The organism is Rhodocyclaceae bacterium (genome assembly GCA_020248265.1).
Lineage (GTDB): Bacteria > Pseudomonadota > Gammaproteobacteria > Burkholderiales > CAIKXV01 > CAIKXV01.
Window position 1 is genome coordinate 354,757 of the sequence record JADCHX010000004.1, and the last position, 12,271, is coordinate 367,027.

Below are 12,271 nucleotides of genomic sequence, written 5' to 3' on the forward strand. Positions count from 1 at the left end.
TGGCCCGTGCGCACGTTGACGGGGCGGTCGGTGTGCGAGGCATACATGCGAGTCAGGTTTCGCTCAGCATCCGCTCATAGATGAACAACTGCAGCGAGTTACGTTGCGCCCGTACCAGTTCCGCGAACTCGAGCCCGCAGGCCCGATACTGGCTGGCGGTATCCTCCGCGTCCCGGACGTTCCGGATGACGCCCGGCACATCGAAGGTGGCTGGTTCACCGCTGATCTGCAGGCGGAATGCCACTTCGACCTGAGTGCCGACGACGGCGAGATCGCGCGGGATGTGCACCAGCATCCCGGCGATGCTGAGGTCCTTCATGTTGCAGGCGACCCGCGTACGCCGCCCGGCCCGACCGACCGAAGCTACCGCATTGAGCGTGATCCGGTGGGCCTTCCGGACCGACGTGCACAGCACCTGGTTGGGATACGTCAGGTGCAGGTAAGGATAAGGTGCGAGCTGGCACTTCAGCACCGACACATCGAAGCTGTAGGCGAACTTGCCGCGCATCGCCTTGACCGTTACCGGCTGGCCGTCTTTCACGTAGATCATCCGGCCATCGATGGTCGGATGACTTACCAGCAGGCTGCGCTTGTCCACCGCGCCGATCAGGCGGACCGGGTAGCGGTCTGTGGTGCCATCATCGAAGCGCAGCTGCAGCGGATCGCCCATCCGCAGCGTGGTCTCGAGGAACGGGATCAGCGTTTCGTCGCCCATTTCGGCGGCGGCGATGGCAACCGGAAGGTCTTCGGCGACCGGACCTCGCCGCTCCGCCACCTCGGCGACAGCCACTCTCGCCCCAATCACGGACGGTTGGTACAGCAGCCCGCCTTTGCTCTTCGGCTTCGAGTCGTCGCTGAACATGCCCTGCTCGCGCAGCATGCCCAGAACCGTATCGGATTCGATCACGCAGCCGTGGCCGAGCAGCAGCACCCGGTCCTTGTCATAGACCGAGTACGGGATCGGTTTCCCGATCTGCAAATCGTCCTTGCGCAGTGGTTGAAGGGGCATGTGAAGCAGGTCCGGCGTTTCTTCAGTATCCGGATAACGGCGGCACGCTGCGTTAACTTTAGGCGCGCCTGCCCGCGGTCCTGCGCCGCCCGGAATGGCCGGGTGGCGCAGGACCGGCCCGGTCATTCGAACAGGTCGGTGACCGCGCCCTTGCTGGCGGTGGATACCTGGCGGGTGAACTTGCCCATCAGTCCGCGATTGAAGCGCAGCGGCGGCGCCGTCCAGGCGGCCTTGCGACGGGCGATTTCCGCGTCATCGACGTTGATCTGGATCAGGAGCTTGTCCGCGTCGATGGTGATCGAATCGCCTTCCTCGACGAATGCGATCGGGCCGCCAACCTGAGCCTCGGGCGAGATGTGGCCGACCACCATGCCCCAGGTGCCGCCGGAGAACCGGCCGTCGGTGATCAGGCCGACCGAGTCGCCGAGTTCCTGGCCGATCAGCGCCGCGGTCGGGGCCAGCATTTCCTGCATGCCGGGGCCGCCCTTCGGGCCTTCGTAGCGGATCACCAGGATGTCGCCAGCGACGATCCGGCGCGCCATGATGGCTTCCATCGCCTGGTTCTCGGAGTCGAACACGCGGGCCGGACCGGTGATGTGCCGCTGTTTCAGGCCGGTGACCTTCGCCACGCAGCCCTCGGGCGACAGGTTGCCCTTGAGGATGGCCAGGTGGCCCTCGTCGTACATCGGGTTGTCCCAGGGACGGATCACGTCCTGGTCTTCGCGGCGGGTGGTCGGGTGCAGGGCCAGTTCTTCGGCCATCGTGCGGCCGGTGATGGTCATGCAGTCGCCGTGCAGCAGGCCGCGGTCGAGCAGCATCTTCAGCACGACCGGCACGCCGCCGGCGCGGTGGAAGTCGGCAGCCACGTACTTGCCCGACGGCTTCAGGTCGCACAGCACCGGCACGCGCCGGCGTACCCGCTCGAAATCGTCGATCGTCCATTCCACGTCTGCCGCCGAGGCAATGGCCAGGAAGTGCAGCACGGCATTGGTCGATCCGCCGGTGGCCATGATCAGCGCGACCGCGTTCTCGATCGACTTGCGGGTGATGATGTCGCGCGGGCGCAGGTTCTTCCCGATCGCCTGCACCAGCACCTCGGCCGACAGCGCTGCCGAATCGGCCTTCTCGGGGTCGGGCGAGGACATCTGCGAGGAGCCGAGCAGGCTCATGCCCATGGCCTCGAACGAGGAGGACATGGTGTTCGCGGTGTACATGCCGCCACAGGCGCCGACCGACGGACAGGCATTCTTCTCGATGCCGACGAAGTCTTCCTCGGACATCTTGCCGGCAGTGAAAGCACCGACCGCCTCGAAGGCGGACACGATGGTGAGGTCCTGTCCCTTCCAGCGGCCCGGCTTGATCGTGCCGGCATAGACGAAGATGCCAGGCACGTTGATGCGCGCCATCGCGATCATGCAGCCGGGCATGTTCTTGTCGCAGCCGCCGAAGGTGATCACTCCGTCCATCATCTGGCCGTTGACCGAACACTCGATGGCGTCGGCGATCACCTCGCGCGACACCAGCGAATACTTCATGCCGTCGGTGCCCATGCCGATGCCGTCGGTGATGGTCGGCACGCCGAACATCTGCGGCATCGCACCCGACTTCTTCAGCGCCGCGATGCCGCGGTCGACCAGCGGCTGGATGCCGGCGTTGCAGGGGTTGAGCGTTGAATGGGTGTTGGCCACGCCGACGATCGGCTTGGTGAAGTCGCCATCGCCGAAGCCCACCGCGCGCAGCATCGCGCGGTTCGGGCTGCGGGCGACGCCCGCGGTGATCAGTTTCGAGCGCCAGTTCTCAGCCATCGGGGTAGTCCTCTTTCGCTGTTGCGTGCTGCACGGCCAGGTGCGTGCATGAGGCCGGATGATAGCAGCGCGTACCTCGGTGCCGGCATGCGCGTAGTACCCCGGCGCAGCATCCGCGTCGGCAGTGGCGATGGCGGTGGGATACCATCGCTGCATGTTCGTCTTTCCGGATTTCGACCCGATCGCCATTCAGGTCGGCCCCCTTGCAATCCGCTGGTACGGGCTGATGTACCTGCTCGCGTTCGGGCTGTTCCTCGGCCTGGGCAAGCAGCGGGCGAAGGCCGAGCCGCGCTGGGGCATCGCGCCGTCGCAGGTCGACGATCTGCTCTTCTACGGCGTGCTGGGCGTGGTGCTCGGTGGTCGGCTCGGTTACATCCTGTTCTACAAGCCGGGCGAGTATCTGGCCGACCCGATCAGCGTTCTCTACGTGTGGCAGGGCGGCATGTCGTTTCATGGCGGCCTGTGCGGCGTGCTGGTGGCAACCTGGCTGTATGCCCGATCGATCGGCATGCGCTGGCTGCAGGTCACCGATTTCGTCGCGCCGCTGGTGCCGCTGGGCCTGGCCGCAGGCCGGATGGGCAACTTCATCAACGGCGAGTTGTGGGGGCGTCCGACCGACGTGCCGTGGGGGATGGTTTTCCCGCATGTCGACCATCTGGCGCGCCATCCGTCGCAGCTCTACCAGTTCGCGCTGGAGGGCGTGGCGCTGTATGCAGTGCTGGCGTGGCTGTCGCGCAAGCCGCAGCCGTGCGGCCTGGTGTCCGGCATGTTCCTCGCCGGCTATGCGCTGTTCCGGTTCCTTGCCGAGTTCGCGCGCGAGCCCGATGCGTTCCTCGGCACGCTCGGCTTCGGGCTGACCATGGGACAGTGGCTCAGCCTGCCGATGGCAGCCGTGGGCATCGCGATGGTCGCGGTGGCAATGCGCCGGCCCGGCGAACCGGCCAAGCCTTAGTCAGACCGGCGCCCGGCCGGCACGAGTCACTGCAGCGAGCTGGCCGCCGGGGCTGCCGTGGGTTCCATCGCGGCGGCCCGGTCGGACAGCCGTCGGAAGTTTTCCAGAGACAGCAGGTGCGAGTAGAGGCGTGCGAGCACGCCCTTGCGGGCGAGTTCGATCAGCTTTTCCGGGTCCAGTTCGTTCAGCTTGTTCTCGTTCACGCGATACATGCCGGTGAGCTGCAGGGTGGCGCCAGTCGAGAGCGAGGCCTGCATGTTGAACGGCTCGAGCAACCCCAGACCGGCGACGAGCTTGCACAACTCTTCACTGCGCACCAGGTCGGTCTCGTACTCCTGCAGCAGTTTTTCGAGCGCCTGCCATTCGGCGGTCGCGGTGCCGGTCGTGTCGAACAGCGCGTCGCCGTTCGGCACCACCGCGCGCTTCGCCACGCACACCACGCGCTCGTCGCGCTGCGCGTTGTCCACCGTCACCTTGGCCATGCAGAACGGATAGCGCCGGACATAGGCAGGCAGGTATGCCGACGGGTCCCAGCCCAGCGGCGACACGAACAGATTCTGCTTCGCCTTCAGGCCGAGGATCGCCATCGTCATGAAGGTCGCTCCGTTGTCGGCCGAGACGAAGACGATCGGGTAGTCGCGCTGCGCGACCGGGATCTCGGTGTACGAAACCGGGATGACGTGCAGGTCGTGGCAGAAGGCTGGCGTATTGCCGGGCTTGGGCAATACCACGCGGTCGGTCTTCTTCAGGGTGTCGATTTCGGGGTAGGCGAAGGGCGGGGTGATCTGCATGGGCGGTCGAGGTTCAGGGGAGGGCATGGCACCCCGGGAGCCAGATTATACGGACTGGTGGTGCGGATACCGATTCACGGTGGCGCGGGTTTCAGGCATAATTCAAGGCGCTGGAAACAAGGAAGCCTGTTTTTGAGGCTCCCTTCACCCATTCTGGCCCGTGGGGACGTAGCTCAGCTGGGAGAGCGTCGCGTTCGCAATGCGAAGGTCGGGAGTTCGATCCTCCTCGTCTCCACCATATTCGAAGTCCAACTCTTGTCTGTTGGGCTTTTTGCATATGGGCCTCCCCCAAGCTGTGCGTGGTTTCCGTCGATTCTGCGTGCGCCATAACGACCATCCTCGCCATGGATCCGCACTTCGCTGCGCTGGTTGATGGCGATGTAGCGGGCGGTACGTTCGGCCTCGGACTGGGTGCGGTCATGCGAGGTGTCCCTCCGGGCAGTCTGGCCACATTGTTCAACCCGGATGTGGTCACCGCCCCTGAGGTCGCGGGGCAGGAACTGCTGGCTGGCACCTGGACCGGACGCCGCGCGCGACATCCGCGACTCAGGCACTGCAGGAAATGCGGGTAAGCCTCTCGGCCATCCTCGCCGAAGTCGCCTCAGGTGACCCATGGACCAGCCGCGCCCGCCCCACCTTCCTGCATGTGATCTACGGCGTGATCTTGCTGTCGGTGGTTGGCAACAAGTAGCGCGGCGTGCCGCGATAGACCCTGCCTTCATCCGTTTCCCTTCTCGGGCAGCGGGTGAAGGCGGGGTTCTTTGTCGTTCGTACGAGCATATCCGTGGCCCACAAAAAATTGTCAATGGTAGGGGCCGGAGGTTATAATTTTTTTGCCAATTTCGAAGCAATAGCAGGGTGTTTGCGGTCTTTTCGGGAGGCTGCGATGTACCCTCCCCTCCCCCGTGATCGGGCGCCTTTGATGGCTGTCCGGGCGTAGCGAGCGGGGGTTTCACAGGTGGAGGCGGGTTGATGAATCAACTCAATAAGGTAACGACTGGCATAGGCCTGACGTGCTTGGCAAGTAATGACTCTGGTTCTGATGCGAACGCACAGAGCGCGGTAGCCATCTTGTGTGCTCTGCAAACCGGAGATCGCAAATGAGTATTCTGGTCACAGGCGGGGCTGGCTTTATTGGCAGCAATTTCGTGCTCGACTGGATTGCAAGTTCAGATGAGCCCGTCATCAACCTCGACAAGCTTACCTATGCAGGAAACATCGAAAACCTGCAAAGCCTCGATGGTGACAAACGCCATGTCTTTGTACAGGGAGATATTGGTGATTCAGCGCTGGTTGCGAAACTGCTCGCCCAGTACCAACCCCGCGCCATAATCAATTTTGCGGCCGAAAGCCATGTCGACCGCAGTATCCACGGCCCCGGCGAATTCATTCAGACCAACATCGTCGGCACTTTTCATTTGCTAGAAGCGGTGCGCGCCTACTGGGAAGGCCTGCAAGGTTCTACCCTCCAAAACTTTCGCTTCTTGCACGTTTCCACTGATGAAGTTTACGGCTCGCTCGCCAATGGCGATCCCGCCTTTACCGAAATTCATCGCTACGAACCCAATAGTCCGTATTCGGCGAGCAAAGCGGCCAGCGACCATCTGGTTCGTGCATACCACCACACCTACGGCCTGCCGGTACTCACCACCAATTGCTCCAACAACTACGGCCCGTATCACTTTCCGGAGAAGCTCATTCCGTTGATGATCGTGAATGCGCTCGCCGGCAAACCCTTGCCCGTGTACGGCGATGGACAGCAGATCCGCGACTGGCTCTACGTCAAAGACCATTGCAGCGCTATTCGCCGTGTTCTGGATGCGGGCCAGATTGGTGAGGTCTATAACATCGGTGGCTGGAACGAAAAACCCAACCTTGACATCGTCCACACCATTTGCGGCCTGCTTGACGAGTTACGCCCCCGAGTTGATGCAAGAAGTTACCGCGAGCAAATCACCTTTGTAGCTGATCGCCCTGGCCATGACCGCCGATACGCCATAGATGCCAGCAAGATAGAGCGTGAACTTGGCTGGAAGCCAGTCGAAACCTTCGAGACCGGCATTCGCAAAACGGTGCTGTGGTACTTGGAAAACCAGGACTGGGTAGCCAACGTTCAATCCGGCACCTACCGCGAATGGGTCGAAAAGAATTACGCAGGTCGCGCCGCATGAAGATTCTCCTGTTCGGCAAAGGCGGCCAAGTGGGCTGGGAACTGCAGCGATCCTTGAACATGCTGGGCGAAGTGGTGGCGCTGGACTTTGACAGCGCCGAGCGTTGTGGCGATTTCAGCAACCTGACGGGCCTGGCCGACACGGTGCGTGCCGTGAAGCCCCACGTTATCGTCAATGCCGCAGCCCATACGGCTGTGGACAAGGCTGAAAGTGAGCCCGATCTGGCTCGCACCCTCAACGCCCTGGCGCCGCAGGTGCTGGCGCAGGAGGCTAAGCAACTTGGCGCCTGGTTGGTGCACTACAGCACCGACTATGTGTTCGACGGCAGCGGCGACGCTCCCTGGAAAGAATCCGATACACCTGCGCCGCTGAGTGTTTATGGGAAAACCAAGTGGGAAGGCGAGCAACTGATTCAGGATACGGGCTGCCAGCATCTGATCTTTCGCACCAGTTGGGTTTATGCTGCGCGCGGCGGCAACTTTGCAAAGACTATGCTACGTCTGGCCAGGCAGCGAGAGCGCCTGACCGTGATTGACGACCAAATCGGCGCACCCACCGGGGCTGACTTGCTCGCCGATGTGACCGCCCATGCCATCCGCGATGTGCTGCCCCCGCTGCGACACGACTGTTTGAATCCGTCTGGGATCTATCACGTGGCCGCTGGGGGCCACGCCTCTTGGTACGGCTATGCGCGTTTCGTGCTGGAGGCCGCGCACAAAGCGGGCGTGGCGCTGATGGCCACACCTGACAGTGTGGACCCGATTCCCACTTCCGCCTATCCCACCCCGGCGCGTCGCCCGCACAATTCGCGCCTGGATACCAACCTTTTGAGAAGAACCTTTGGCCTGAATTTGCCTCACTGGCAAAGTGGCGTTGCTCGCATGCTGACCGAGATACTTGAGAAATAATCATGGCACAACGCAAAGGCATCATACTTGCCGGTGGTTCCGGCACACGGCTCTACCCGGTTACAAAAGTGGTATCCAAGCAACTGCTGCCTATTTACGACAAGCCGATGATCTATTACCCGCTCAGCACCCTGATGCTGGCGGGCATAGGTGACATTCTAATAATCTCCACCCCACAAGATACTCCACGCTTCGAGCAACTGCTGGGTGATGGCAGCGACTGGGGCCTCAACCTGAGCTATGCCGTGCAGCCGAGCCCCGATGGCTTGGCCCAAGCCTTCATCATTGGCAAAGACTTCATTGGCAATGCCTCCAGCGCCTTGGTGCTAGGAGACAACATTTTCTATGGTCATGACCTGCACATCCAGCTCGAACAAGCCATGCAGCGCGAGCAGGGTGCCACGGTGTTTGCTTACCACGTGCAAGACCCCGAGCGTTACGGCGTAGTCACCTTCGACGCGCAAGGCCGAGCAACCAGCCTGGAAGAGAAACCCACCAACCCAAAGAGCAACTATGCGGTTACTGGCCTGTATTTCTACGACAACCAGGTCGTTGACCTCGCAGCCAGCCTTAAACCATCGTCCCGTGGGGAGCTGGAGATTACCGACATCAACCGCATCTACCTCGAATGCGGTCAACTCGATGTAGAAATCATGGGCCGTGGGTATGCCTGGCTCGACACCGGCACCCACGAGAGCCTGATCGAAGCCAGTAACTTCATCGAAACCATTGAACACCGACAGGGCCTGAAGGTGGCGTGTCCGGAAGAAATCGCCTTTCGTAAAGGCTTCATCGATGCTGAACAACTGGCAAAACTGGCGCAGCCACTTGCCAAAAGCGGCTATGGCCAATACATCCAGCGCCTGTTGAAAGAGGGTGTGAAAGCATGAGGGCCATCTCAACTGCCATCCCCGATGTGCTTGTCGTTGAACCCAAAGTGTTTGGCGATACGCGCGGTTTCTTTTTTGAAAGTTTTAACCAAGTACAATTTGAAAGTATCGTCGGCAGATCCGTACGGTTCGTGCAGGACAACCATAGCCGCAGCGTAAACAACGTCCTGCGCGGGCTGCATTTTCAGATTCAGCGCCCGCAAGGCAAGCTGGTGCGCGTGGTGCAGGGCGAAGTATTCGATGTGGCGGTGGATATTCGCAAGTCATCGCCCACATTCGGCCAGTGGGTTGGTGAGATTCTGTCGGCGGAGAACAAGCGTCAGCTGTGGGTTCCGGAAGGTTTCGCCCACGGTTTTGTCGTCTTATCCGAAGTGGCGGAGTTTCTCTACAAGACCACTGATTATTGGGTTCCGGAACTTGAGCGCTGCATCAGGTGGGATGACTCGACGCTTGCTATTGAGTGGCCTGCAGGTATCGTCCCACAGTTGTCGGAGAAGGACAGGCGCGGGCTGACGCTCACCGAAGCTGAGGTCTTCGATTGATGCTGGAGCGTTGAGCCTCCCCCGAAATTTCGTTTTCTGTCACGGCTTCGGGCAGAAAACGCTCGGCTCAGGATGGAGTGTGGAATCCTGAAAAAGCGACGGTGTACTTCGCGAAAAATGCACTGTGAAGTACGCCTGGATTGACCAGCAGCGATCGAGCTATCCGCTGCCGGCAATGTGCGCGGCGCTGGGGGTGAGCGTCAGCGGCTGCCATGCTTGGCAGGGGGGTCCAGCTCGCAAGCGGCTTTCCGATTTGCAGATGCCCACACCGATCCAATCGATTCACCGCGAGCTGAAAGGTGCTTACGGCAGCCTGCGGATGGCGCGTGAGCCGCGCGAGCGGGGATTCCCGGCGAGCCAGGCGCGGATCGATCCGATCGATGATGACGGCGCAGGTCGTGATCGATGCCGTGACCATGGCGTGGTTTCGCAAGAAGCCAGTAGGCGAGCGCTGCCTTCCAGACACGCCTCACCGATTACGGGATGATCTGCTCGATGAGCCGCAAGGGAAACGGCCGGGACAACGCGCCCGCGGAAAGCTTCTTCAACGGCCCGAAACATGAGCGGGTGCACGGCACCCGCTACCGTACGCGGGCCGATGCCGAGGCCGACCTGTTCGACTGCATCGAACCGATCTACAACCGACGACGCAAGCATTCCACGCTGGGCTACTCCTCGCCTGTGCGGTTCCTCAATGATTGGATCAGCGCTCAGCATGAGCAACGAATGGCGGCATAATACCGAGGGGGTTAAAGGCGAAAAACAGAGGGAAGCTCACGTTCCATGAACATTGGCTGGAAGGTATCGACGCTGACGCTCAACGTGGCGAGCGTGCGCTACCGTGCGCTGCTGCCCATACTTGCGCTCGAGTCGGAACAGGTCCACAACCGTCTGTTCTCTTCAGGCCTGGAGTCGCACCTTGATGGCCTTGATGCGCTAGTCATCGTCAAGAGCTTCACGCCCGACGACCTGTTCCTGGCCCAAAGCGCGGCCAGCAAGGGCATCCGCGTGGTGTTCGACCTGTGCGACAACATCTTCGTCGAGGCCTATGGGAGAGTTGCCGGCAAGGTTTCGCCCACGCAGCTTTTCGACGTGATTGCCGCGAAGGCCGACGCTATTGTTGTCACGACCGAGCCGCTCGCGACCATCGTCCGCCACCGCGTGCCTCATGTGCCGGTGACGGTGATTCCCGACGGTATCGAGACGTTTGCCTTGCTTGAAGCTATGGATCGTCTGCTGCGCGAAGCCAACGCCCGAGAGAAGGCGCAGAGAGTACGCATCCTGTGGCGTAAGGCACGAAATCTCTTGGTGCGTCTGCGCGAGGAGGGGGCTGGTCTCGCCGTTCGGCTGCTCTGGCGTGTGGTCAATCGCGGGCAACGCATGCTGCGCAAATACCTGCACCGCTGGATACTCCGATGGCCCCGCAATGATGCGTCCCCGGCACCGCGGAAGCAACAGGCTGCGACGTACGCGCCAATCCGGTGGCCCCGCGATGATGCGGCCCCGGCACGTGCCGCGCGGCATGCCAAGACCATCCTCTGGTTTGGTAACCATGGTGCACCCCATGCCAAATTCGGCATGCTTGATCTGCTCGAGATCCGTGACGCGCTGGAAACCGTGGCGAGCGGGTTCGATGTCGAACTGGTGGTGATTAGCAACCACCGCGAAAAGTACGAGGAGTACATTCGGCCCCTTCGGATTCCATCGCGTTACCTTGACTGGTCGCCTCAATTGCTCAACCATTGGCTGGGCAAGGCCGACGTCGTGGTAGTGCCCAACACGCTGGATCCGTTCAGTGTGTGCAAGTCGGCTAACCGCAGCGTGCTGGCTGTCTCTCAGGGGGTGCCGGTCGTCGCCACATCCACCGCCGCGCTGAATCCTCTGGCGCCATACATTCACACTGGCGATACGGTTGCGGGACTCGAGCGCTATCTTCGCAATCGCGAGGCTGGGCGGCGCGATGCAGAGGCAGCTTTCGTGCTTGCCCAAGACGCATTTGGTCAAGAAGCCATAGCTGAAGCCTGGCAGGCAGTTCTGGCACAACCGCGTTCTGCCCAACGCGCCGTCACGCCTGCGCAGTGCATCGTGGCCCTAAACCTGATACAAGACCTAGACTTGGCCGTGCCAGTACTCGATGCCTGGGCCGACAGTGGTGTCTCGGCACAAGTCTGGTGCAGCGCGACCCTTGTTCGTAAATCCCCGCGGGTACTGGCTACGTTGGAGAAGCGCCGAATCGACTACCGTGCACTTCCCGACGAACTCCCCACTGGGAGTGTCGTGTTTCCTGACAGCGCCCGATGCTTGCTTACAGTAACCGAGACCAACCTCGGTCCGCACCGCTTCACTCGAAAGCTCACAGAGTTGGCGTTGGCGCGCGACCTCACAGTAGCGACGCTGCAGCATGGCTTCGAAAACGTGGGCCTGACCTATGAAGACGCTGTTCACCCGATTGACCGGGTGACCATCAAGGCTCAGCGCATCTACACTTGGGGTGGTCCAGAAACGCTTCACCCGCGGCTGGACGCCAGCACGCGCGCTCGCTGCATCCCCTTGGGGTGTACTAAGCCCGCCACCACGAAACCGGCCGACCTTGGGCAACTCTTGCCCAAGGGTCGGCCTGTCGTCGGCGTCTTCGAAAACCTGCACTGGCATCGCTACGATGACACGTATCGGCAGGCTTTTCTGGATGCGGTGACCCTGCTGGCCGAGGGCTTTCCAGAGGTCACTTTCCTGATCAAACCACACCATGCCGGGGTGTGGCTGACCCATCGGTACGAGGGCCAGCGGCCTGCCGCTTCTAACCTCGTCATCGCCGACCCGGAGACACCCGCTTGGGAGCATCACACGGCATCAGCACTGCTTGGAAGCATGACAGCTGTGATCACCAGTCCGTCCACGGTAGCGCTGGACGCTGCCCGCCAAGGTCTGCCGGTGGCTGTTTTTGCCGGAGGGCTGTGCTTGCCCAACTACCACCCCCTGCCCCTGCTGCGTGCGCCGTCCGACTGGGCGGCCGTAGTCAACGCGGCGCTCGACCTCGAGCAACGCGCCACGCTGGAAAGTGCTGCGGCCGCTTTCGTCGCGCGTGTGCTTGTCGATGGTGACGGTGCAAAGCGTATTGCGGCAGACCTGGCTGCAGCTTCACGCATCAGCGCCACAGTAAACACCTGATGTACCTGTTCGCATGGACCCTGGGAACCGACAGC

11 protein-coding genes, 1 tRNA gene and 1 pseudogene are annotated in these 12,271 nt (G+C 61.7%); 9 read left to right on the forward strand and 4 right to left on the reverse strand.

Annotation, left to right across the window (positions count from 1 at the left end):
• Nucleotides 1-52 precede the first annotated feature (52 nt).
• A complete protein-coding gene (locus tag ING98_05380) occupies nucleotides 53-1,135 on the reverse strand; it encodes a flagellar brake protein (protein MCA3101286.1) in 1,083 nt (360 codons plus the stop codon).
• On the reverse strand, nucleotides 1,132-2,814 hold the full coding sequence (gene ilvD / locus ING98_05385) for a dihydroxy-acid dehydratase (protein ID MCA3101287.1): 1,683 nt from the start codon (nucleotides 2,812-2,814) through the stop codon (nucleotides 1,132-1,134). Before ilvD ends, ING98_05380 begins: the two co-directional genes overlap by 4 nt.
• A gap of 154 nt (nucleotides 2,815-2,968) precedes the next feature.
• On the opposite strand from ilvD, the gene ING98_05390 reads away from it, so the two are divergent.
• Nucleotides 2,969-3,766, forward strand: a complete 798-nt coding sequence (locus ING98_05390; protein ID MCA3101288.1) for a prolipoprotein diacylglyceryl transferase — start codon at nucleotides 2,969-2,971, stop codon at nucleotides 3,764-3,766.
• Between the two features lie 26 nt (nucleotides 3,767-3,792).
• Here ING98_05390 and ING98_05395 read toward each other — a convergent pair whose 3' ends face one another.
• On the reverse strand, nucleotides 3,793-4,557 hold the full coding sequence (locus tag ING98_05395) for a SapC family protein (GenBank protein ID MCA3101289.1): 765 nt from the start codon (nucleotides 4,555-4,557) through the stop codon (nucleotides 3,793-3,795).
• Nucleotides 4,558-4,719: 162 nt separating this feature from the next.
• Between ING98_05395 and ING98_05400 the strand changes: the two genes are divergently transcribed.
• Nucleotides 4,720-4,795, forward strand: a tRNA-Ala gene (locus ING98_05400).
• A gap of 79 nt (nucleotides 4,796-4,874) precedes the next feature.
• Here the strand turns inward: ING98_05400 and ING98_05405 are convergent.
• Nucleotides 4,875-5,096, reverse strand: a pseudogene (locus ING98_05405) (DUF2188 domain-containing protein).
• Nucleotides 5,097-5,119: 23 nt separating this feature from the next.
• Here ING98_05405 and ING98_05410 point away from each other — a divergent pair.
• The 7 genes from ING98_05410 (at nucleotide 5,120) to ING98_05440 (ending at nucleotide 12,236) form a co-directional block, all read left to right on the forward strand.
• Nucleotides 5,120-5,248 carry a hypothetical protein gene (locus ING98_05410; GenBank protein MCA3101290.1) on the forward strand — a complete coding sequence of 43 codons (129 nt, stop codon included), beginning with the start codon at nucleotides 5,120-5,122 and terminating at the stop codon, nucleotides 5,246-5,248.
• A 409-nt stretch (nucleotides 5,249-5,657) separates the two neighbouring features.
• Nucleotides 5,658-6,728 (forward strand): dTDP-glucose 4,6-dehydratase, encoded by a 1,071-nt coding sequence (rfbB, locus tag ING98_05415; GenBank protein ID MCA3101291.1) that lies wholly within the window; start codon nucleotides 5,658-5,660, stop codon nucleotides 6,726-6,728.
• Nucleotides 6,725-7,636, forward strand: a complete 912-nt coding sequence (gene rfbD / locus ING98_05420; GenBank protein MCA3101292.1) for a dTDP-4-dehydrorhamnose reductase — start codon at nucleotides 6,725-6,727, stop codon at nucleotides 7,634-7,636. Before rfbB ends, rfbD begins: the two co-directional genes overlap by 4 nt.
• A gap of 2 nt (nucleotides 7,637-7,638) precedes the next feature.
• Nucleotides 7,639-8,526, forward strand: coding sequence for a glucose-1-phosphate thymidylyltransferase RfbA (gene rfbA, locus ING98_05425; GenBank protein ID MCA3101293.1), 888 nt, complete (start codon nucleotides 7,639-7,641; stop codon nucleotides 8,524-8,526).
• Complete coding sequence (rfbC, locus tag ING98_05430; GenBank protein ID MCA3101294.1) at nucleotides 8,523-9,068, forward strand: dTDP-4-dehydrorhamnose 3,5-epimerase; 546 nt, start codon at nucleotides 8,523-8,525, stop codon at nucleotides 9,066-9,068. Before rfbA ends, rfbC begins: the two co-directional genes overlap by 4 nt.
• Before the next feature lie 495 nt (nucleotides 9,069-9,563).
• Nucleotides 9,564-9,806 carry a transposase gene (locus ING98_05435; GenBank protein ID MCA3101295.1) on the forward strand — a complete coding sequence of 81 codons (243 nt, stop codon included), beginning with the start codon at nucleotides 9,564-9,566 and terminating at the stop codon, nucleotides 9,804-9,806.
• A gap of 45 nt (nucleotides 9,807-9,851) precedes the next feature.
• A complete protein-coding gene (locus tag ING98_05440; protein MCA3101296.1) occupies nucleotides 9,852-12,236 on the forward strand; it encodes a hypothetical protein in 2,385 nt (794 codons plus the stop codon).
• Nucleotides 12,237-12,271: the final 35 nt, after the last annotated feature.